This window comes from Fontivita pretiosa, from assembly GCF_050410795.1.
Classification (GTDB): Bacteria; Planctomycetota; Phycisphaerae; order Tepidisphaerales; family Tepidisphaeraceae; genus Fontivita; species Fontivita pretiosa.
In genome coordinates, this window is the sequence record NZ_CP191258.1 from 1587474 (window position 1) to 1608223 (window position 20750).

The 20750-nt window shown below is 63.9% G+C and carries 17 protein-coding genes and 2 tRNA genes; 10 read left to right on the forward strand and 9 right to left on the reverse strand.

Going from position 1 to position 20750, the window contains the following annotated elements; genetic code table 11:
* Nucleotides 1-8: 8 nt before the first annotated feature.
* A complete protein-coding gene (locus ACQS5P_RS06500) occupies nucleotides 9-686 on the reverse strand; it encodes a hypothetical protein (RefSeq protein ID WP_428940092.1) in 678 nt (225 codons plus the stop codon).
* Nucleotides 687-818: 132 nt separating this feature from the next.
* On the opposite strand from ACQS5P_RS06500, the gene ACQS5P_RS06505 reads away from it, so the two are divergent.
* From ACQS5P_RS06505 to ACQS5P_RS06515, 3 genes are all read left to right on the forward strand, one after another.
* A complete protein-coding gene (locus tag ACQS5P_RS06505) occupies nucleotides 819-1868 on the forward strand; it encodes a GNAT family N-acetyltransferase (RefSeq protein ID WP_428940093.1) in 1050 nt (349 codons plus the stop codon).
* A 759-nt stretch (nucleotides 1869-2627) separates the two neighbouring features.
* Entirely contained in the window at nucleotides 2628-4220 is a 1593-nt protein-coding gene (gene dnaA / locus ACQS5P_RS06510; protein WP_428940094.1) for a chromosomal replication initiator protein DnaA, read from the forward strand.
* Between the two features lie 102 nt (nucleotides 4221-4322).
* A complete protein-coding gene (locus ACQS5P_RS06515; RefSeq protein ID WP_428940095.1) occupies nucleotides 4323-5285 on the forward strand; it encodes a ring-cleaving dioxygenase in 963 nt (320 codons plus the stop codon).
* Nucleotides 5286-5309: 24 nt separating this feature from the next.
* Here ACQS5P_RS06515 and ACQS5P_RS06520 read toward each other — a convergent pair whose 3' ends face one another.
* A complete protein-coding gene (locus tag ACQS5P_RS06520) occupies nucleotides 5310-5855 on the reverse strand; it encodes a DUF1572 family protein (protein WP_428940096.1) in 546 nt (181 codons plus the stop codon).
* A 212-nt stretch (nucleotides 5856-6067) separates the two neighbouring features.
* Here ACQS5P_RS06520 and ACQS5P_RS06525 point away from each other — a divergent pair.
* Nucleotides 6068-6143 (forward strand) — tRNA-Pro (locus ACQS5P_RS06525).
* 36 nt (nucleotides 6144-6179) lie between these two features.
* Here the strand turns inward: ACQS5P_RS06525 and ACQS5P_RS06530 are convergent.
* Nucleotides 6180-7808, reverse strand: a complete 1629-nt coding sequence (locus ACQS5P_RS06530; RefSeq protein ID WP_428940097.1) for a DUF5597 domain-containing protein — start codon at nucleotides 7806-7808, stop codon at nucleotides 6180-6182.
* A gap of 24 nt (nucleotides 7809-7832) precedes the next feature.
* Between ACQS5P_RS06530 and ACQS5P_RS06535 the strand changes: the two genes are divergently transcribed.
* Nucleotides 7833-8699, forward strand: a complete 867-nt coding sequence (locus tag ACQS5P_RS06535) for a GDSL-type esterase/lipase family protein (RefSeq protein ID WP_428940098.1) — start codon at nucleotides 7833-7835, stop codon at nucleotides 8697-8699.
* 28 nt (nucleotides 8700-8727) lie between these two features.
* On the opposite strand, the gene tdh is transcribed toward ACQS5P_RS06535, so the two are convergent.
* Nucleotides 8728-9759 carry an L-threonine 3-dehydrogenase gene (gene tdh / locus ACQS5P_RS06540; protein WP_428940099.1) on the reverse strand — a complete coding sequence of 344 codons (1032 nt, stop codon included), beginning with the start codon at nucleotides 9757-9759 and terminating at the stop codon, nucleotides 8728-8730.
* Between the two features lie 163 nt (nucleotides 9760-9922).
* Nucleotides 9923-10408, reverse strand: coding sequence for a hypothetical protein (locus ACQS5P_RS06545; RefSeq protein WP_428940100.1), 486 nt, complete (start codon nucleotides 10406-10408; stop codon nucleotides 9923-9925).
* Nucleotides 10409-10612: 204 nt separating this feature from the next.
* Between ACQS5P_RS06545 and ACQS5P_RS06550 the strand changes: the two genes are divergently transcribed.
* Together ACQS5P_RS06550 and ACQS5P_RS06555 are read left to right on the forward strand one after the other, a co-directional pair.
* Nucleotides 10613-11218: a hypothetical protein gene (locus ACQS5P_RS06550; RefSeq protein ID WP_428940101.1), complete on the forward strand. Its 606-nt coding sequence runs from the start codon at nucleotides 10613-10615 to the stop codon at nucleotides 11216-11218.
* Nucleotides 11219-11506: 288 nt separating this feature from the next.
* Nucleotides 11507-12829 (forward strand): NAD(P)/FAD-dependent oxidoreductase, encoded by a 1323-nt coding sequence (locus tag ACQS5P_RS06555; RefSeq protein WP_428940102.1) that lies wholly within the window; start codon nucleotides 11507-11509, stop codon nucleotides 12827-12829.
* Nucleotides 12830-13167: 338 nt separating this feature from the next.
* Here ACQS5P_RS06555 and ACQS5P_RS06560 read toward each other — a convergent pair whose 3' ends face one another.
* Nucleotides 13168-13383 carry a hypothetical protein gene (locus tag ACQS5P_RS06560; protein ID WP_428940103.1) on the reverse strand — a complete coding sequence of 72 codons (216 nt, stop codon included), beginning with the start codon at nucleotides 13381-13383 and terminating at the stop codon, nucleotides 13168-13170.
* 240 nt (nucleotides 13384-13623) lie between these two features.
* Here ACQS5P_RS06560 and ACQS5P_RS06565 point away from each other — a divergent pair, with 240 nt between their 5' ends.
* Complete coding sequence (locus tag ACQS5P_RS06565) at nucleotides 13624-13887, forward strand: hypothetical protein (protein ID WP_428940104.1); 264 nt, start codon at nucleotides 13624-13626, stop codon at nucleotides 13885-13887.
* 26 nt (nucleotides 13888-13913) lie between these two features.
* Here ACQS5P_RS06565 and ACQS5P_RS06570 read toward each other — a convergent pair whose 3' ends face one another.
* Nucleotides 13914-14675 (reverse strand): DUF6065 family protein, encoded by a 762-nt coding sequence (locus ACQS5P_RS06570; RefSeq protein ID WP_428940105.1) that lies wholly within the window; start codon nucleotides 14673-14675, stop codon nucleotides 13914-13916.
* A 207-nt stretch (nucleotides 14676-14882) separates the two neighbouring features.
* Here ACQS5P_RS06570 and ACQS5P_RS06575 point away from each other — a divergent pair.
* Nucleotides 14883-14955 (forward strand) — tRNA-Glu (locus ACQS5P_RS06575).
* A gap of 10 nt (nucleotides 14956-14965) precedes the next feature.
* Here ACQS5P_RS06575 and ACQS5P_RS06580 read toward each other — a convergent pair.
* Both ACQS5P_RS06580 and ACQS5P_RS06585 read right to left on the reverse strand, forming a co-directional pair.
* Nucleotides 14966-16999 carry a PA14 domain-containing protein gene (locus tag ACQS5P_RS06580; RefSeq protein ID WP_428940106.1) on the reverse strand — a complete coding sequence of 678 codons (2034 nt, stop codon included), beginning with the start codon at nucleotides 16997-16999 and terminating at the stop codon, nucleotides 14966-14968.
* Between the two features lie 79 nt (nucleotides 17000-17078).
* Complete coding sequence (locus ACQS5P_RS06585) at nucleotides 17079-19754, reverse strand: hypothetical protein (RefSeq protein ID WP_428940107.1); 2676 nt, start codon at nucleotides 19752-19754, stop codon at nucleotides 17079-17081.
* 178 nt (nucleotides 19755-19932) lie between these two features.
* Between ACQS5P_RS06585 and ACQS5P_RS06590 the strand changes: the two genes are divergently transcribed.
* The gene (locus ACQS5P_RS06590) at nucleotides 19933-20664 is read left to right on the forward strand and encodes a FadR/GntR family transcriptional regulator (protein ID WP_428940108.1); all 732 of its coding nucleotides are present in this window, start codon (nucleotides 19933-19935) and stop codon (nucleotides 20662-20664) included.
* The last annotated feature ends 86 nt before the right edge of the window (nucleotides 20665-20750 follow it).

A 20750-nucleotide genomic window follows, 5' to 3' on the forward strand; every position in this document is an offset into this window, starting at 1 on the left:
GCGCTCTCTCAGCGCATCACCCATTCGCGGGGGTTTTCGTTGACTTCGTCTTCGCCGGGATAGACCTCGTCGCCGCGAATCAGGAAATTGAGCTGAAGCGTCTTGCGGAGGATGACGGGCCTGCCATCGGGGGTTCTGACCGGTTGGCCGCTGGTGTCGGTCAGTGCGAGGATTTCGCCACTGAGCCCGCCGACGAAGATGGAGAACTGTCCCATTTCAGCGTGGGGTTCGGGCCAGATCGCCACGCTGTCGCGTGCCTGGTCTTCACCCAGCCGCAGCTCGCCGCTGATCGCGGGGTATGGCTCGAGGAACGGCTTTTTCTCTCGCTGCTTGATGGCATGGAAGACGGCGGCGGGAATGTTCCGGTCGGAGCGGATCACCTGCCCGTCCCTGGTAAGCAGCTCGAAGATCGGGAGGAACATCTGCTCGCGGTCGGTGTTGTTGGTGACGGTGTAGGTCATGTACCAGTACGGCTGGGGAATGCTGGAGCCGGGGACCTGCACGACGATTCGGCGGGGAGTGTCGTAGGAAAAGTCCAGCTCCCAGCTTCGCGGATACGGGCTGGGCTTGGGGTAATCGGCGCGGACCTGGGCAAGACTGCCACCCAGGCACAGCAGAGCGAAGATCACGAATGTAAGGGCGGCGGCGGAAACAAGTGCCCGGGACAGGACGGTGGTGCGTTTCATGGGTGAAGATCTCCGCGGCGGCAGCAACAGCAGCACCATCAGCGGCGATGGCGCCGCAGCGCCAAATGGTGGATGCGACCCGAATTCCATCCGATTTTGCCGCCGCCGACGCAGCGGGTATTGTTAAGTGTGATGCAGCGGCTGTCAAATTTCTTCCGCCCGCGCGACCCGCTGGCCCGCAGCCCCCAGCCGCCACCGGCGCTGATCTGCCGCCCGGTGCTGCGACCGGAGATCGAGCCGTCGCTGCGGCTGATTCTGGGCGATGAATCCGGCCCCGCCTCCGACGAGACGATCCTGGAGTTTCTGGCCCTGGCGGTGCAGCGGAACATCGATGTCAATCAGATCTGGATCGCGACTGTCGCCGGCGCTGCGCCGCCAGCCGGAACGATCCTCTGGGCGTTGCTGCCTGTGGTCAGTCCCGGGCGAACCATGCTGCTGTTCAGCCCGTCGCAACTGCCCGGCACAATCCTGGACCATCCGCCGCAGATGGTCATCGGGATGTTGTGCGACGCGGTCTGCCAGCACTGGGGCGCCCGTGGTGTGCATCTGGCCCAACTGCTGATCGATCCGCAACACACGCAGCTTCGCGACGCGTATGTCGCCTGTGGATTCGAGGTGCTGGCGGAACTGCTGTACCTGAGCCGCCGCCCTGCGGAATCCAGCCTCCCACCGCCGATCAGCCTTCCGCAGGAGATGGAGCTGTTGAACTATTGCCCGGCCCGGCACGGGCTGTTCGTGTCGGCGATCATCGGCAGTTACCAGCAGAGCCTGGATTGCCCCGGCTTGAACGGGCGGCGTGAGATCGAGGATGTGCTGGCCGGGCATCGGGCCACGGGGCAGTTCGATCCCTCGCTGTGGTACGTGCTGACGGAGCGGAGCCAGCCGCGCGGGGTGCTGATCCTCAGTCCCACGCCTTACAGCGACTCGCTGGAGCTGGTGTACCTGGGACTGACGCCCGAGGCGCGCGGACGCGGACTGGGGGCGATGCTGCTGGGGCTGGCGCTGTGGCAGGTCCACCGCACCGGCAAGCGCGAGCTTTCGCTGGCGGTCGATTCACGCAACGTGCCGGCACTGAAGCTGTACTACCGCCACGGGCTGAAGCGGATCGCAAGTCGAACGGCTCTGGTTCGCGACCTGCGTACGCAGCGGAAGGATCCTGCGACGTCGGCGGCGGTCCGATAAATCGGCAATTTCTGCGCACCGGTGAAGTGCAGCATCCTCAACGGATCGCGTCTGGAAAAAATCTTCGTTCTCCACTGCCTTTTCACAATGCCGATAAAATTGTGAACGACTGGTTGAAAATGAAGAATTTTGTGTCATCTCAATTCGGCGGCACCGACCTCAAGCCCGTTGTGAACGGAAAATCCGATAAAGACCTTCTTGCCAGCACAGTCGGGCGCGGCTAATTTCTAGCCCAAGACAGACAGCATCGAGCGCAAAGACATTCACGGACGAACGGGGACCCGCGCGGGGACCGCCAGGGAAGTCCGGGCAGATGGATCAGCCGGATCCGCCCCTTTGAGCACGTGGGAGACGTGCCGGGCCAGGGGCAGGCCGGCAGTAATGATGGTTGCCCGTGGCGCACTGGCAGCGCGAAGGCGAGCGGGGTTTCCCGACGGCACATCGAACGGATTCGATCTTCAAGGACGAGACGAACAAACCAGGCAAGAGGCCTTAGCCCGCGCCGCGGGAGACGTTGGCTCGGTGCGTGGTCAAGGCGCAGGAACACGCCGTCGCCGGCTGGTTGCACGCAGGTGCGAACCTTGCCCGGCGACGACACCCTGTCGGCCGGATTCCGCCACTCAGCGGCGCGGATTGCAGCCTCGTGGCACACGGGCAGCGCGACTGTCAGGCCGGCAGGTGCCTGCGCGCGGCATGTGTGGTTCGCTTCGCCGGCGAACCGCTGGCTTTGGAACGCTTGGCTTGTAGAAGGAGATCGAGGTGAGCTGCATCAGCGCACACGATCCACAACTGGCGCGACTGGCCGACGCCATCGCCCAGCGCGTGGGACAGCAACGGTTTCACGTCTGGTTCAACAACTCGACCAAACTGGACCTCAAGCAGGACGGACTGGAGATCGCGGTTCCCAATGATTTCATCAGCGAGTGGATCGGCACGCACTTCACCCGCTCGATTCAGGAAGCGGCGCACGAGGTGCTCGGCTGCTCGCTGCCGGTCCGCTTCAACGTCGTCCCGCAGCTCTTTGAGACCGGCGACGCCGACGATTCCGCCGCCACCAACGGCGCCGGGTCTGCCCGCGTCAATGGCAATGGCAGCAATGGCGGGCACAACGGCGCCGCCGCGTCCAACGGACGGTCCGGCAGCCGAGGCGCGCGGGGCGTCAACGGCCAGGCAGCAACCCACCCGCAGCGGCAGATCGGCCCGGCCAGCCAGGCGGTGGCGATCCTGCGGCCCAATCCGCCTGCGGGGACCCTGCGCACGTCGCCCTCAACCGGCGGCGCGGCGTTCGCCAACCGCCCGCGACTCCGGCACGACATGGACTCGTTCGTCGTCGGACCCAGCAACCAGCTCGCCTATAACGCCGCCAACTACGTCGCCGAGTTCCCCGGCGGACAGTACAACCCGCTGTTCATCCACGGCTGCTGCGGGCTGGGCAAAACCCATCTGCTCCAGGGCCTGTGCCGCAGGTTCATCGAGCATCACCCCACCAAACGATGGATGTACCTGACCGGCGAAGAGTTCACTAACGAATTCCTCATGGCCCTGCGCGGCAACCGCATCGACAGCTTCCGTCGAAAGGTCCGCGACCTGGATCTGCTGGTCATCGACGACGTGCATTTCCTGGGCGGCAAAAAGGCCACGCAGGAAGAGTTCCTGCACACCTTCAACGCCATCGAGGCGATGGGCCGGCAGGTCGTGATGGCCTCGGACAACCATCCCAAGATGATTGAGGAGTTCGGCGAGTCGCTGATCAACCGCTTCGTCAGCGGGATGGTGGTGCGGATCGACCCGCCCAACTACGCCACACGCTGCGAAATCCTTCGCGCGATGAGCCAGCGCGACCGCCTGAATCTGCCCGAAGACGTGATCAACTGGATCGCGCGGCGGGTGACACAAAACGTGCGCGAGCTCGAGGGCGCGATCACCAGGATTGCGGCCCACGTGCAGCTCACCGGCCGCCAGCCCGACCTGACGCTGACCGTCGAGGCGCTGGGCGATCTGGATCGGCACCTGGTCGCGCCGGTCAAGCCGGAAAACGTCCTCCAGAGTGTGTGCAACTACTTCGGCCTGGAGCATAAGGACCTGATGTCCGGCCGGCGCCAGCGAACCATCAGTCTTGCCCGAAGTGTGGCGATGTACCTGGTCCGCAAAACCGCCAAGCTCAGCTTCCCCGAGATTGGCATGCGCATGGGCAAGCGCAACCACAGCACGGTGATCAGCGCCTGCCGGCGAATCGAGCGCGCCGTGGCCCGCAATGAGCCGCTGTCCTGGAGCAGCGCCATCGGCCATCGCGAGGAAGAGGCCAGCGAGCTGATCCAGAGACTCGAAGAGCACGCCCGAGCGATGAGTTGATCGCCTCGGGTACTCAAGTGTCACCGGCGACCACGCCCCGTGCGATGACCATTCTGACGGTGGCCCGGCAGTCGCCTGGCCGTCGCCGGGCATACAATGGGCATGCTGAACCTGCCCGGGATCCACCACGTCACCGCGATCACCGCCGACGCGCAGGCGAACCTGGACTTCTACAGCGGCGTGCTGGGGCTGCGGCTGGTGAAGGTCACCGTCAATTTCGATGATCCGGGCAGCTATCACCTTTACTACGGCGACGCGACGGGTCGGCCGGGGTCGGCGATGACGTTCTTCGCCTGGCCCGGAGCAGCTCGCGGGCGCGTGGGGCCACCGCAGGTGATCGCCATCGCCTTTGCCGTGCCCCGTGGATCGCTGGGATTCTGGAACGAGCGGCTGGCAAGACACGGGGTTGCCCAAATCGCCTTGATGAATCGTCTCGGCGAGGAAGCACTGAGCTTGCTCGACCCGGACGGGATCAGGCTCGACATCGTCGCCTCGGCAGCGAACCCCGCCCGCATCTCAACTCACCCCCAGATTCCGCTGGCTCACAGCATCGTTGGCTTCCATAGTGTGACCATCGCCGAAGAAGGCTACGAGGAAACGGCCAGGCTCTTGACCGACGTGATGCACCTGCGCGCCGACGGAAGTGAGCACAACCGCTTCCGCTACCGAGCCGCCTGCGCGGACGGCTACGCCGCCGTCGTGGATCTGCTGTGCGTGCCGGATGCGCCACGGGGCAGCATGGGCGCGGGCGTGGTGCACCACGTGGCGTTCAGAGCTCCGGATGATGCCCAGCATGCGGGCTGGCATCGTCGTCTGGTCGAGCTGGGCTACAACGTCTCGCCGATCATGGACCGCAAGTACTTCCGATCGATCTACTTTCGCGAGCCGGGAGGCGTGCTGTTCGAGATCGCCACCGATGGGCCGGGTTTCGCCGTGGATGAGAGCATCGATCAACTTGGCTCATCGCTGGTTTTGCCGCCATGGTACGAGCCGCGCCGCGCCGAGATCGAAAACGCCCTGCCACCGCTGCGGCTGCCCAACGGGCGTGTGGTCGGTCGCAGTTGATGGCCATGGCTCGGCATCGTCGCGTCAGGCACGGTAACCCACTTGCTCGTTGTATTGTCGTGAGCGTCCGCGCGCGATCGTCAGCACGTTCCACTCCCGCTCCCCCTTAAGTACGCGCGCGATCAGCACGATTTGTCCGACGTGGTAGCCGTAGTGGCTGATCTGCCGCTGGATCGCGTCGATGACGTGGTGCGGCTCGCCGCGTATGGTGATCGTCTTGTACAGCTCCGCATCGCTCAACGCGCCCAGCGCGTCGAACGTGCATCGCCACCCCCTCTCCCAGTACGCCAGGATCGCGGCCCGATCCGGGAAATCATCGATGAACTCGCCGTCGCGGTCGCGGTCCGGCTTTTCGCCATCGCTCGTAAGAAAATCGGTCCATCGCGAGATCATGTTACCAGCCATGTGCTTCATGATGACGGCGATGCTGTTCGTGTTGGCGTCCAGGGGCTTTCGCAGATCCTCGTCGGACGTCTGCGCGATCGCCCCCTCCGCCAGGGCTTTTTGTGACCTGAACACTTCAATCGAAGCGGCGATGACGCTGGTAGATTGTCTGGTCAATGTGCTCACTGCGGCACCTCCAAGGCTGCATTGTAGGTTGGTACCCGCGACTGACCACCTTGCCGCGGCCGCGGGACTGGCAGGCCACCCGTGACACGCCAACCACTCGGGCAATTGCCTCCCACTGGCACCGCTGCGCTAGGGGAAACGAAGAATCCGGAATGCGCAAGGAGGCCGGGGGGATTTGCCCGCGGCCAAGTTCGGGATAACATGAAATATCCCGGGGCGTAGCTCAGCTTGGATTAGAGCGCCTGGTTTGGGTCCAGGAGGTCGCAAGTTCAAATCTTGTCGCCCCGAGTCAGTTTGTGCGTGCGGGTCCGGTCTTTCAGGGGTCTACTGGTACCGGTATAGCCTGATGCGCTGAATCGACCATCGATCCGGGGGCAGGTGGATGTGGCGGCCCTGATGGGTCTGGTCGCCATTCAGCCAGCGTGCTCCTCGCCAGGTTCCATCAGGCAGGTAATGCCCTTGCTGCGCCCAGTCGATGCCGATCTTGCCCTTGCCGTCGGCAGGGCTGAACGTGAGCGTAGTCCCGAGTCCCGCGACGGCAAACTCCTCGTCGCGCTCGGACAGTTGAAGGACCATCACGCCGCCTGGAGCGGTGGCGGGCGGAGCATCCCATCGACCGACGCCGAGTGTCGGCAAAGCGGTGGCGGGCGTATGGTGATCGGCGGCAGCAGGCCGGTCGAATCGCGCCTCGAAGATCACCCCGCCCAGTTGCCTCCGCTGCGGCTGATCTGAGATCGACCAGTCGAATCCGATGGGCGGGCACAGCCCAATGATCGTCTGATCCTGCTGAGCTCGCAGGATCGCGTCGGACAGCCCGGCCAGCATCTGGTAGCAATCGGCAAGCTGCTGGCGTTTATCCAGGCTCAGGTCCTCGACGGCGAATGGTGCGGCGCCGATGGCGCCCAGTTGCGCCAGGGCATACAGCGCGTTGGCCGGAGCGCGGCTTGAGGCGGCCATCTCGGGAATGAAAAGCGGATTCCCGCCGCGCCGGTAGCGATCAGCCCATTCGATGAAGTTGGGGAAATAGATGTCCGGGCAGATCATGTCCAGCGACGGCGCCGCGGCACGCCAGACTTCCAGCAGATGCGGCAGCGGGCCGCCGCTGGGATACTGACCGGGGCGATAGCCGGGACGGATCAGCGCGGCGTTGGCAAACATCGGCAGCGGGTATTCGCGTTTGCCGGCGGCGGCCACCTTCTCGACATAGCGGGCCAGTTGCCAGGCCGTGAATACCTCCTGTCCCTGGGGCGTGTCGCCGAAGATTTCGCTCCAGGTTCCCTGCGTTTTTCCTCCGGCCTGCTGCCACAGCGCGTCGACTTCAGGACCAAGCGCTCCGCGCCTCGCCAGCGACAGCAGCGCCTGTGGAACGGGAGATCGATAGACGTGCTCGGATTGTTCGGAATGATCCCGAGGCTCGGGAATCATGCCCACCTCATTCTCGACCTGCACCATGACGACGGTCTGCCGGGCCGCGTCGTATTCACGGATCCATCGCATGAGCGTGGCGAAGGCGCGGGCGTCGGCGTCGCTGGCGGCCTCGGATTGGGGGCTGATGATCTCGACGGCTTCACCGCTGCTCAGCCGCACGCGCGGAAATCGTGCCGTGTCGCGCTTGACCCAGCTCGGTGCGTAGCACGACATGCTGTTTTTCCACGTGCCGAACCACAGCAGGATCAGCCGCAGCTCCTGTCGCCGAGCCAGATCGATCGCGCCTCGCAGCAGTGACCAGTCGTATTGCCCCTCGGCAGGCTCCAGCCGATCCCAGTAGATGGGAAGCAGTACCGCATTGAGGTTCATCCGCCGACACTTCGTCAGCGCCTCATCAAGGCTGGTCAGATCCGATGCCGTCGAGTTGCCCAGTTCTCCGCCCAGCACCAGAAACGGTCTGTCGTTCACATACAGTTGCGTGACCGGGCCGACCCTGCGCAGTTGTGGAGTTGAAGTTGCCGTCATGTTCGCAGCAAACGATTGGAGCCGATGATTCGCGTCGGATTCACGGCACGATATACTGCCGCACAGCCGGCCGATAGCAAGCGACAACGACGCATGCACGACGGGCCGGCACGCGCCGCCACCACCACAACGATGACCGCGCCGAGGCACAATCCCGACTCCGCCGCCACGCCCGTGCCGCGCACGGACGCCAATTCGATGCTCGCCCACGAGCAGCTTGTGGCCAAGGCCAGGTCGGGGCGGATCGATCTGTATTTTCTGGGCGATTCGATCACGCGTCGATGGGGATGCAGCGATCCGCAGTGGGCAGCCCTGCTGGAGAACTGGAAGCAGAACTTTTTCGGCTGGAATGCGGGCAACTTCGGCTGGGGCGCCGACGGTATCCAGCACATGCTCTGGCGGATCAGCAACGGCGAGCTGGACGGGGTGAATCCGAAGGTGATCGTGATCCAGGCGGGCACGAACAACGTCGGCAACGTGCCTGGCGATGACCAGAAGGTGGCGGATATCCTGCGGGGTTTTGACGCGCTGATCGCCGCGTGCCGTCAAAAGGCGCCGGGCGCCAAGATCATCCTCACCGCGATCTTCCCGCGCAACGACAATCCCGCGGTGCTCGGGGAAATCCGCCGGATCAACGACGAGCTGGCCCGCCGCGCCGATGGACAAACGGTCTTCTACCTCAACGTCAACGACAAGCTCGCCGGTGCCGATGGCCGGCTCCTGGACGAGATGACGATCGACGGCCTGCACCTGAGTGTCAGGGGCTATCAGGTGTGGGCGGATGGGCTGAGGCCGATTCTGATGAAGCTGCTGGGACCGCCTGCGGCGACGGATCAGGCGCCGCCGCCCACCGGCGACCCTTCGGCGTCGAACCCCTCGCCGCAGTCGTGAGATCCGCCAGCGACTCGCGCCGAGCGAACTACCCCTCGTTCCAGGTGAGGATGACTTTCCCGGACTGCCCGTCGCGCATCGCCTGGAACCCTTTTTCAAACTCGGTGAAGTGATAGCGGTGGGTAATGACCGGCTCGATGTTCAAGCCGCTCTGAAGCATCACCGTCATCTTGTACCAGGTCTCGTACATTTCGCGGCCGTAGATTCCCTTGATCGTGAGCATGTTGAAGATGACGGTGTTCCAGTCGATGGGGATCTGGCCGTCAGGGATGCCGAGCATGGCGATCTTGCCGCCGTGCGCCATGTTGGCAAGCATGTCGCGCAGGGCCGTGGGATTGCCGCTCATCTCCAGACCGACGTCGAAGCCTTCCTTCATTCCCAGTTTTCTCTGCACGTCGGGCAGCCTTTCGGTTCGGGCGTCAACGATCACGTCCGCGCCCAGTTTTCGCGCAAGCTCCAGCCGATAGGGGTTCACATCCGTCACCACGACAAAGCGTGCGCCGGCGTGCCTGACGACAGCGGCGGCCATGCAGCCGATCGGGCCGGCGCCGGTGATCAGCACGTCCTCTCCGAGCACGTTGAAGCTCAGGGCCGTATGCACCGCATTGCCGAAGGGATCGAAGATCGCCTGTACGTCGCGCGGGATGCGATCATCATGCACCCAGACATTGGTCATCGGGATGGCGATGTACTCGGCGAACGCGCCCGGGCGATTCACGCCAATCCCCTGAGTGTCCTTGCACAGGTGTCTTCGCCCGGCCAGGCAGTTGCGGCAGCGCCCGCACACGACGTGTCCTTCGCCGGAGACGATCTCGCCGGGATAAAAGTCCTTGACGTTGCTGCCCACCTCGACGATTCGCCCGACGAACTCATGCCCGATGACCATCGGCACGGGAATGGTCTTCTGTGCCCAGGCGTCCCAGTTGTAGATGTGCAGGTCCGTGCCACAGATTCCGGTGCGCAGGACCTGGATCAGCACGTCGTTAATGCCGATCGTGGGAAGCGGCACGTCTTCCAGCCAAAGCCCCGGCTGGCGATGTTTCTTGACCAGTGCCTTCATGGTCGGGGATTCTACGCGATCCAGAAACGCAAAGCCCGGCGTCACGAATCGCCGGGCTTTACGCCGTTGAGGGCAAAAAGGCTGTTACGGATGAACTGCGCTTGACGTTAGCACGCCGCAGGCGAAAGGCGATACGCCTGATCCGGGCAGATTCGTCAACGCGCTAATCCGCGAGTTTTGTGGTCACGTCATACATCTTTCCGTCCATGTACAGCTCGACGGACTGCACACGGACCTTGTTGTTGTTGGTTGGGAAGCTGTTGCCCTTGTCATCAAAGAGCATCCCAAACGGCAGGACGGTTGTCCGTTTGGCTCCCGCCTCGATTCGAGGTACGTGCACGACGTACTGTTTGTTCACCCAAACTTCCACGTCGGTCCAGTCGGTATCGGAAAGGTTGACGATTTCCAGGCGATCGAGCATGTAGCCAACCTGAGCCCGGGCGGCCAGTTGTCCGCCTCGGGGGGCGTCGGCCTTGTAGGGATGGCGCTTGGCGGCGTCGGCGGCAAACTGGGCGCTGGTCTTGCGCAGGTTCTTGTCCGGATTGGGCAGAATCGAGGGCCGGCCCGAGCAGCCGACCAGTCCGCTGAAGCTGGCCGTCAACAACAGGACAATTACTCGGTTGATGAAACGGGCGGGTTGGCAAGTCATATCCGGGTTATCGGACGTTTGCGGCTTTGAGCTTTATCCATTTTTGCAGAAATCGCGATCCCTGTTCCGTTCGCATATAAAGTCGTAACAGACAATATGTTATAGAGATGTCGCTCCGGGCCGAGTGCAATCCGCCGCAGTGCGGGCTACGATCTGGGCGGCCATCTAGACGAATCGGGCCGAGCGCCTTGCAGGAGCTGAGCAGTGAGCCAGGAAAATCCGTTGGAAGCCTCGGGAGATGCGCTGTCGCGAATCGGACGACAACTGCTTCGTCTGGATGCGGCCACGGCCTACACGCGGCTGGTCGTGGGACAGGCCCAAGCCGGCTCCCAGGCCGCGCGGGCCATGCTCGAATCCATCACCGCCCGGGACCTGATCGACGGGCCGGTGCACAGCCCCGATGACGCCGAAGCGATGCTGGCGGCGTTGTGGCTGCGGCACGACTGGCTCGAGCCGGCCCATCGCATCGTGCAGCGGATCGAAACCGAAACCGGCTCCTTCTGGCACGCGATTCTGCATCGCCGGGAGGCTGACTTTGCCAACAGCAAGTACTGGTACCGGCGCGCCGCCGAGCATCCGATCAATCCGACCCTGGCCGTGCGCGCCGGAGATATCATCAATCCCTACCCCGCCGACAAAAGCCTGTTTCGTATCATCGCTCAGGGGTGGAACGCGTCGGCGTTCGTTGATCTGGTCGAGCAGCTGCACGATCGTCCCGATGATCCGCGACATCGCCTGTGCGTCGCGATTCAGGAGATCGAATGGCAGACGCTGTTTGTGCACTGCACCCGTGCTGCCAGCGGACGCTGAACGGCGGCACAGGTGACCTGCCGTGCGCATTTGGCTGAATTGGCCCGGTGATTGCTTCCAGCCGTCTCAGCCGCGAGGCCGATAATTAGCTGCGGGGCATACGGGAGTTGAATCGGAGGGATTCAATTCGCCCGGTTTGCTGGCCCGGCGTCTGATTCTCAGCCCCGTCTGCCGCCGCGCTTTACGCTGAACTTATAAAGGCCGATGTCCATATAGAATTGGTGTCAGCGCCGGGCGGGGCAGGGAGAATCAGACACCACAGGCCCTGGAAAGGCACGCAGCACGGCGATGAACAGTCTGCATGTCAAATACGTGTTGGTTGGCGCCGGGGCGGCGGGCAGCGCCGCGGCCGCGGCCATCCGCCAACGGGACCCCGTCGGCTCCATCCTCATGGTCGGGCAGGAGACCAGCCGTCCGTACCTGCGACCGGCCCTGAGCAAACAATTCCTCCGCCGACAGAAAACGCGCACGGAACTGGCCATCGATCCGATCGGCTGGTACGACGAGCAGAAGATCGAGCTGCGTACCGGCCGGCGGGTGATGCACCTGGACACGGCGCGGCATGCGGTGACGCTGGACAGCGGCGAGGAGATCTCCTTCGACCGTCTGCTGCTGTGTACCGGCGCCACCCCCCGCCCGCTGAGAATCCCGGGCGCCGACTTGCCCAACGTCTTCACGCTTCGCACGATTGACGACGCCGACAGGCTCCATCACGCGATCGACAAGGCCAAATACGAAGGCCGACCCCATCCCGGCGCCCAGCCCCGCGCCGCCGCTCGCGGGCGGGCCGTGGTCATCGGATCGGGACTGCTGGCCGTCGAGGTCGCCGCCTCCCTCAAGCAGGTCGGCCTGCACGTCGAGCTGCTCGTCGGACGCGCCCTGCCCTGGGGCAAGTTCGCTGGCGAATACACCGGGCGATTCCTCACGCGCTATCTGGAAAGCCGCGGCGTCGTCGTTCACCCTAACATCGGACCCGATCGCTGCGAGGGCGACGGACGCGTGCAGCGGGTGCTGGCCTCCGGCGGAACCACTCCGACGCAACTGACGATCGAATGCGACTTCGTGGTCAGTGCCATCGGCATCACGATCAACCGCGAGCTGCTTCGCGGCACTCCCATCGCTGCGGAAAAGGCCATCCTCGTCGATGAACACTGCCAGACCAATGTGCCGGGCATCTTCGCCGCCGGTGACTGCGCCGCCGTCTACGATCCGCTTTTCGGCAAGCATCGCATCCTGGATCACTGGACCAGCGCGCGGTACACCGGGCAGGTCGCCGGCGCGAACATGGCCGGCAACACCGCCGTCCGATACGACACGGTCAACTCCTTCACCAGCGAGGTCTTCGATCTGACTCTGCACGCCTGGGGCGAGCCGCGACTGGTGGATCATCGTCTGGTGCGCGCATCGGCGGGCAATGGCAACGCCCCCGCCGACGAGCGGGAGTTTGCCGAAATCGGCATCGCCGCCGACGGACGCGTCGCCCAGGTGCTGGCCATCGGACGAAGCTCAGAACACGAGGTGTATCGCCAGCTCGTCGCCCGCCGGTTCGACATCACCGGCAAGGAAGAGCTCATCAAGGATCCCACCAGAGACCTGGCGGCGCTGCTGTAGCGGGCATTCCGGTCAGACGCGCACTGTTGCCCAGCCCCATCGGCAGATGCCCACCATTGTCTGTTCGTGTCACGGGCGGCCCGCCGCAAGCAACGCGTATGCACGGGCAAGACGCCCGTGCCACGCTTGAGCCAACTGTGGCATGGCCGTCCCGGCCATGCAGGGTGCATTCGAATTCAGAAGTCCGACATCCAGGTTGTTCATAGCTCCATGCCGCCGGGCACGTCCGCGACGCCTGTCCGCTCTGCTGCCTCAAAAACGAGGGCATCCAGAAATGTGTATAGACGTCGGGCGGGACGCCTGTGACGCAACCGCGGCGGCTCAGTCCTCGCGGCGGCTCAGTCCTCGCGGCGGATTTCCGTCCGCGTGGTCCTGTCGCCGTCGGACTCCCGTACCGTCGTGGTCTTCTTGTAACTGCCGTCGTCGCTGTCCTTGTGGATGGTCGTCTTCCGATACTCCGATTCGTCCTCGCCGACGCGCCCGGACGCCTCACATCCGATCACCACGCCGACAGTGAACAGACCCATCGCCAGCAGTGCCAACGCCTGCTTCATGCTGCTCTCCTTGAAAATGACCAGTCGATGGGATCAAACCAGGTGCCAGGTGGGTTTCTTCACCGAGGGCATCAGCATTCAGGCGAGCCAGGCTGGCCTTGCGCGCCAGACCTGTCGTAACACGCCAGACCTGTCGCAGCCGGAGGACGTTCTGACGGACATGGGCCACACGGACGCGGCGCCCGGCGGACCCGCTCGTCAGGCGCGCCGAATGCAGCAGCAGCTTCAACGGAGGCTCAAATGCCCATGCACAAATCCGGCGGAACCAAAACCCGCGGACGAAAGACCATCCGTGGCCACGACACGACGATCGCCAACAAGGCCGCCCTTGACCTGGACAAACGCACCCAGGCGACGCGACCCATAGGCTCCGGCGGCGGTAAAAACCGCGGCGACCGGCGCGACACCAACCCACGTTTCACCGGCAACAGCCGCTCCCGCGCCGCCAACTACTCCAACCCGCGTGGCCGGCCCGGAGCGCGCCGAAATACCCCGAAGCGTTGAAGCCAATGAAGTCTGACTTCACGCAATCATGTCATCACGACAAACCTGCTCTTGATCTGCTGCCTGACGTACGTGCGCGTGATGTCCACAGGCGCGCCCCGCGCGACGGCCTCGTGCTCGAAGCGGCCGTGCGTCGCCAGCCATTGCTGGCTGCGGGTGAAGAACTCATCGAAGCTCGCCTGCGACATCTGCTGCGCAAAGTACGTGTCGCGACGCAGCGGAATCACCCGGCAGATCGGCTCGCCCTTTTCGATCCGGATCCGCCGCTGCTTCGGATCCAGCTCGATCACAACGTGCCACGGATAGCTGGCCGGATACCAGTCGGTATCGACGACCGCGGTCATGGCGCGCCACGGCCGCGAGAGGTTGGGCACGTCGGTCATCATCAGCAGCTCGTTGGGGTCGGTTTTGAGAAACAGGAAGCTGCTGAGCTTGACCTGGTTGCGGATGTGTTTGTAGACGTTGTCGGTAATGACGTGCGGCAGCTTCTGCCCGCGCTGCCAGAACCAGGCATACTGCTGTCGCAGGGGCACGCCGGGGGAATCTTCCGTCGCCGCCCAGTCAAAGTCCGATTCGATCACGATGTCCGGGGAGGCGCGCCAGTCGCCGTTGCGCTGGCGGACAAACGTGACGTCGAAGTTGGCCAGCAGATCGAACCCGAAGGCGTTGGCGGCGCGGATAGGCGGGCATTGCTCTGGCCAGCCCCGTCCGGCAGTACGCTTGACGTACACTTCCCTGGCGGGCACGGGTGCGAACAGGTCCTGACGAAACCTATAATAGTGCAGCATGGCGCGGGCTGAAGATACGCCGCCGCGACCGGCAGAAAAAGGGCTACTCACCACCGCTCGTGGCCCGCGGAGAACCTTCGCCGCCGTCCTCAGCCACCGCGGCGATTGACGCCGCGCACGCGATGTGCATATTGTTCGACCTTCGCGGACTCGACCTGCGGCGCCATGCCCGGCGCCTTGATGCCAGGTTCACGCCCGCTCACTGTCGGCCCCGTCGTCTAGAGGCCTAGGACACGGCCCTTTCAAGGCCGTAACACGGGTTCGAATCCCGTCGGGGTCATGCATCGGTCTTACCGAGCGGTGGCATCGGGGAACCAGTCGGCCCACTCGAAGGCGAACAGCCGGGCATTTCGCAGGGCAAACTCGATCTGCACAACCTGCCCGTTGAGCGCCTGGATTTTTTGCGCCGTCTGGGCCGGATCACCAAACAGAATCCGTGTGCGCAGGCCGTCAGCGCTGACAGGCTGACAATCATCGAAGCTCAGCCCCGGAATGGCGGCATTGGTTTTCGGATCGCGGATCTGGACGCGAAGCTCGCCGCCGCTGGCGTCGGCATTGACCAGCAGATGTCGGCAGTTCTCATCGAGCTTCAGCGGCACGGTCAGCAGGGTTGCGGGCTGGTCGCCGGCCTGGCGGGCAACGTATCGGTCCAGCGGCATCCTCACCAATCCAATCTGGCGGTCGGTGAAGCGGTTGGCCTTGTGCCCCGACCGGTACCCGCCGTAGTAGAGGTACACCTGGTCTGCGACGATGACCTGCTCGTCGATCCAGGCGTGGGAACGATCCCAGGAGCCATGTGGTCCGCGGTCGAAGAAGACCTCGCGATCGCGCACCCAGTGCTCGCCGTCGCGGGTCCATGCCAGCGTGGTATAGCCGATGCCAAAATCCCCGCCGCGAGCCTTGAGCACATCCGGCGGATCGGAGAACAGATCGTCGCGCAGGATCTTGACCATTGCGATCCGCAGCGGGCCACGATTGAGGAAGGCTTCCATGGCATAGAACTGCGTTTCGCCCGGATCAACCGACTCGTCGGCCACCAGCACGAAGACCGGCGGGCTCCACTCCAGCAGGTTGGTGCTGTAGCTCTGGAGGGTGGTGCGACGTGCGCCTTTGAAACGTCCGGGCAGGGTGGTGAAGGTGGACATCGTCGCCACGTATCGCCGCCGCAGCGAATCCCAGGCGATGTTGTTGATGTCGTGGTTGTGCCTGATCAGAGGCCTGTCCACGAGCTGGCGGAAGTGCAATCCATCCGGCGAGACCGACAGTCGAAGTCCGCCGTACCAGAAGCTGTAGACATATCGCTGATCCGGTTCGGGCCAGTAAGGCCCGCGGTCCAGCACTTCGGATCCAAACTGAAGTGGACCGGGCTTGGGCAACACGCGATGCGGACGGATCCAGTGGATACCGTCATCGGACTCGATGCAGGCCAGATCCGAGGCGCTTTCGTTTTTGTCGGGCGTGGAGATGCCGTACCAGATCCGAAAACGCCCGGTCTCCGGGCTGCGGGAGACGGACATGTAGGGTTGGAAGGTGCCATCCTCCCGGGACGTGAGGATCGGGTTGGGAATGCTGGGATCGCGCTGTGGCTGGCAGACCTGGCGAGTCAGATTCTGCGACGTGGCGATCAGGTAATCGTCGATGAATAGATGCGGCCCCGGGCGGGCGGGAACCGGCTCGCTTGGCCAGGTGATCGCGTCCCTTTGCCCCGGGGTGTAGACCCGCGACTTGTCGGGTGTATCCGCCGATGCGGGGGGAATCGGCGCCGGCACGATCGGACCCGCGGCCGCCATGATCTGCTCGATCTGCTGGCGGTCTTCGGCTGTGTGGAAAAATGCCGAGGCGGGGATCAACTGCCGTGGCTGGCCCTGCCAGCTCCAGAACAGCCTGATGAATCCCGTCCCGCCGTCCTGGTAATACTCCAATCGCAGCGGCAGAAGCTGATCCTTCTGTGCTGTGAACGTACCGGATCGGGGCTGATCCTTGCCCCAGCCGTCGATGATCCGCTTGCCGTCGATGTCCAGCCGCAATCCGTCGTCGGCTTCGGCAAATACTTCGATCTCGCCGCTGACCGGCGCCTTGATCCGCCCGATCCACAGACGCGAGTAGTCGTTGATAGTCCAGCCGGTATCCACGTTCACCTGTTCCATCACACTCAGGCCGGTGGGACGCTTGAACTGCGTGCTTTCGAACATGACGGTGAGCAGTCCGGGCTGAGGCTGCTCGCCGGGGGGAGACTGAAGCTGCGGCGACTGTCCGACGCACGAGATAGCGCCCATCAGGACCGCAAGCGCGATGACGACAACCGGCCGGTTCGACTTGAACATTGCGAGCACTCCTACAAGCACTGGTTGAACTTTGTGAATCGGGCGCGCTGATCGGCTTCCCGAATCTGTCCTAATCGCGTCACATGAACTGGAACGCGTACACGTTCGCGTTCCGCATCCGCAGGTGAATTCGGATCGGTCTCCCGGCCAGTTCCGACACGTCCGCGCCTCTGTCGCGCCAGCGGACTTCCCAGCCGGTGTCGTTGCCGGTGATCTCTTCACATTCTGCGAGTCGATAGCCGGGGATCGGCACGTCATTCAGATCGCGCAGCTCGACGAAGATCGTGCCGGTGGCGTTGCAGTTGTGGTTCAGCAGTAGTCGATTTCCCTGAAATCGAATTGCAGGGGTGGTCAGCCAGCCGCCGCGATGATCGACACTGGCGGAGACGAAGCCGTCCAACCGCTGCCGCACCGCCAACAGCGTAGTCGGATCAGCCCACTCGCGCTTCAACTCCGGCCGAAGCTCGACGGAGTCGTGCAGCCGTCCCGTGCTCCAGTAATACTGATACAGCCAGTCTCCCACGCGCACGAATCCCGGGCCGGCCATGTTCAGCCACCGATCCGGCTCCGAAGTCAATCCAGTTTCGATGTAGGCGGCGCGGTCATAACGATCCCAGTGGATGCCGTCGCGACTGGTGGCAAACTGCACCTCCAGCGGGCCGTTCGCATCGGCAAAGACGTGGAACTGAGGCTGCCGCGACGGATGAAAATGCCGGAATGCAGATGGGAACGCCAGATACACGTCCTGCGCCCACGGATAGATGCTCACGGCGCCGTTGTAGAAATCGACAAACCCGTCTTCCTCGTCGGCGCACAGGACCATGGGGATGTCGCGGCCGGTCAGGTAGCGCGTCGGCGGCGCGCCGCTGTTGTGCGGCCAGGGCTTGAGCAGGTCGTCCGTCTCGATCCGCCCAATCGCGCGCAGATTCTCGAATCCTGGCTTGATCCCCGTTTCCCGCGACACCGCATCCGCCCTGCCGTCCAGCCGGTAGATGAACTGACATCCCTGGATCATCCGCTGCCCCCCGTCGATGTTCATCACCCGCATGTAGACCACATACTTGTTGATCCGCGGGTCCCACATGGCGGTGACGTGGCTTTCGGCCGGGATTGGCAACACGCGCCCGACATGCATGAACTTCGCGCCATCGGCGGACACGTATGCATGGATGCCGCGGACCCTGTCGTCTTCAGATGCGATGTCCTGAAACGCCTTGTAGCGGCGCTGCGGCACGTCACGATCATCGCGCATGACCGACGCGCCGGGTCCCAGCGGCTTGCCGTCAGGTTCGATGCTGACAACGTTGTCTTCCACCGGCAGCGTCCAGCGCAGGCCATCGCTGGATTCGGCATATCGCAGCGACGTACGACCCAGTGCCGGATAATACATCCGCCAGACCTGCGTTTCGGGCAGATAGACAATGCCGCTCGGATACAGCGGCCCATCGCGCGGCGCGGGGAAGTCGATGGCGACGCGCTGCGGCGGATGGACGCGCAAGCTCACGTTCTGGTCCTGCTCGATGAACCTGCGGTCGATGAACAACTGCCGCCGCGAGCCGACATCGATCACCCCGCCGGGCGCGACGACGCTGAGATGGATCGTGACTTCGACCGGTGGCTGATCGATCCCGCGCGGCACGACTTTCAGCACCGCGCGATGTCGTCCGGGAGACAGCGCCGAGGCATCCACCGCAACGGCGACGCGATTCGCCGAGGAACCCCCGCCGCCAGACTGCTGGTCGCGATCCACCATCAACCACGGCTCGCCGCCCTGTACCGACCACTCGACCTTTGAGCCAATGCTCGATACCTCCAGCGTTTGCTGTTGGCGTTGATCCTGTTGAACGATGAAGCTCAATTCCTGTGGCCAGACGCGAAGAAACGGTCGCGCCAGTGTCGTCGGCGGATTGAAGCTCGTCGTGTACAGCGCCGCGTCGGAGAAGCGCATCTCATCGATGTACCCGGCGAAGCGTTTTCGCGGCTCGGCCCTGGCGTGAAGCTCGCGATGGTCCCACTGCTGGATCGGATCCCGCATCCCCACCTGCAACTGCGGATACTGTGGAGGAAAGACCTGCTCGAAGGCAGGATCGAACTCCACCGCCCGCCAGCGGCACGGCGCCGCGAACATCCGTCGGCCATCGAAGAAATGACGGATCTCGCGAGCTTCGGCGTCATACACGACCGCGAGGTGATGCCACCCATCACCCTGGCCCGAAGACTGGGTCAAATCCCCGCTCGGCCAGGCCCATTTTCCGCCGGCGGGAAGGAACCGGTTGGCCACATACAGCGATCGCGCATCCTCGCCGCGACCGTAATCGATGTAGTTGACGCCGCAGATCCCGAAGATGCGATTGTCGCCGCTGATGCGGGGCTTGGCCTTCAGCCAGCACTCCAGCGTCCAGCTTTTGTCGTCCGGGTTGAGCTCGGGCGCGACGCGATCGCGGTAGGCGCCGATGGCGCCAGTTGGTCCGGCGTCGGCGTCGAGCGCGCCGCCGAAACGCCCGCCGTCGGGCACGATCGCCGCCCCCGGGCCGATCGTCAGGTGATGCCCGTTGCCGCTGCTGTCGATCGCCACCGTCGATCCTGCCGGATCATCGAACAGCCACAGCGCCACGGTTTTGGCCGTCGCCGGCAACGACAGCAACAGCACCACGCCTGCGGCAACCACGGCCGTGCGCATCCGAGCCCGCAGGTGACGCAGCATGGCCAGCGTCGCGCAGAAAGCCAACCAACTAATCTCTGCGATGCATCGCATCGGAATCAGCACTCGGCTCACCTGCACCCCATCCAAACGCCCTAGACGCGCAGCAGCGACGAGCACCAAACTGATTGTCAGATACTCACAAAGGAAATACGAAATTTCAAGTATCTGTGGCTGTGTTTCCCACTTTTGCAGAAGTGACAATCTGCTATACTACATCCCAGACGCAGCGATGAACCCATCATCCAACGGTGCCGCATCAGTCGTCGCACGCCTGGTTGATCTGATCATGACCGACAACCTGGCTCCTGGGGACAGTCTGCCCTCGGTTCGTGAGCTGGCCCAACGCTGGAAACTGGGACGCAACGTCGTGCGCGACGGGCTGCTGCACGCACAGGTCCTGGGGCTGGTTCAGATCCGGCCTCGCTCCGGCGTGGTGGTTCGCGCCGTCGATCACGGGCCGATCATCGCCGCCCTGTCGCAGACCCTGGCGATCGGCCTGCGACAGCAAGACCCCAGCCTGGTGCACCTCTGGCAGGCGCGGGCCATCATCGAAATGGAGACCGCCGCCGAAGCCGCCAGACGACGACTGCCCGAAGACCTCCAGCGACTGGACCAGTGTCTGCTGGAGATGCAACAGGCGCAGGCCGACCGCGCCCGGTTCGTGCAGGCCGACGAGCGGTTCCATCTCACCATCGCCGAGATCGCCGGAAATCCCGTCATGCGCATTCTGCTGGATGCGCTATTGAAAGTTCTGCGACCACACCGGCTGTACCTTCCGCCCGGAGAGTCCACCGAGCAGACCATGGCCACGCACATGGCGATCTACACCGTCATCGCCGAAGGCGACTCTGCCCAGGCCAGCCGCATCATGGGCGAGCACTGTCACCGTCACGCCCGCCATCTGCTCAACCCCAGCGCGCGGCCGCCCGCCAGCCGCCTGGTTCCCGTATCCAGCGCCTGAAACGGCTGCTCTGGCGCTGCGGCACGCCAATCGCTTCGACGCAATCCATCGCCGAATCCGGCCGATCGTGAATTGCACTGGCGGTG

What these genes read in the sequence shown, in the direction of transcription:
- ACQS5P_RS06500 (WP_428940092.1), bottom strand. Translation starts at nt 686, where the DNA reads ATGAAACGCACCACCGTCCTGTCCCGGGCACTTGTTTCCGCCGCCGCC.
- ACQS5P_RS06505 (WP_428940093.1), top strand. Translation starts at nt 819, where the DNA reads ATGCAGCGGCTGTCAAATTTCTTCCGCCCGCGCGACCCGCTGGCCCGC.
- ACQS5P_RS06515 (WP_428940095.1), top strand. Translation starts at nt 4,323, where the DNA reads ATGCTGAACCTGCCCGGGATCCACCACGTCACCGCGATCACCGCCGAC.
- ACQS5P_RS06530 (WP_428940097.1), bottom strand. Translation starts at nt 7,808, where the DNA reads ATGACGGCAACTTCAACTCCACAACTGCGCAGGGTCGGCCCGGTCACG.
- ACQS5P_RS06535 (WP_428940098.1), top strand. Translation starts at nt 7,833, where the DNA reads ATGATTCGCGTCGGATTCACGGCACGATATACTGCCGCACAGCCGGCC.
- tdh (WP_428940099.1), bottom strand. Translation starts at nt 9,759, where the DNA reads ATGAAGGCACTGGTCAAGAAACATCGCCAGCCGGGGCTTTGGCTGGAA.
- ACQS5P_RS06545 (WP_428940100.1), bottom strand. Translation starts at nt 10,408, where the DNA reads ATGACTTGCCAACCCGCCCGTTTCATCAACCGAGTAATTGTCCTGTTG.
- ACQS5P_RS06555 (WP_428940102.1), top strand. Translation starts at nt 11,507, where the DNA reads ATGAACAGTCTGCATGTCAAATACGTGTTGGTTGGCGCCGGGGCGGCG.
- ACQS5P_RS06560 (WP_428940103.1), bottom strand. Translation starts at nt 13,383, where the DNA reads ATGAAGCAGGCGTTGGCACTGCTGGCGATGGGTCTGTTCACTGTCGGC.
- ACQS5P_RS06565 (WP_428940104.1), top strand. Translation starts at nt 13,624, where the DNA reads ATGCCCATGCACAAATCCGGCGGAACCAAAACCCGCGGACGAAAGACC.
- ACQS5P_RS06570 (WP_428940105.1), bottom strand. Translation starts at nt 14,675, where the DNA reads ATGCTGCACTATTATAGGTTTCGTCAGGACCTGTTCGCACCCGTGCCC.
- ACQS5P_RS06580 (WP_428940106.1), bottom strand. Translation starts at nt 16,999, where the DNA reads ATGTTCAAGTCGAACCGGCCGGTTGTCGTCATCGCGCTTGCGGTCCTG.
- ACQS5P_RS06585 (WP_428940107.1), bottom strand. Translation starts at nt 19,754, where the DNA reads ATGCGATGCATCGCAGAGATTAGTTGGTTGGCTTTCTGCGCGACGCTG.
- ACQS5P_RS06590 (WP_428940108.1), top strand. Translation starts at nt 19,933, where the DNA reads ATGAACCCATCATCCAACGGTGCCGCATCAGTCGTCGCACGCCTGGTT.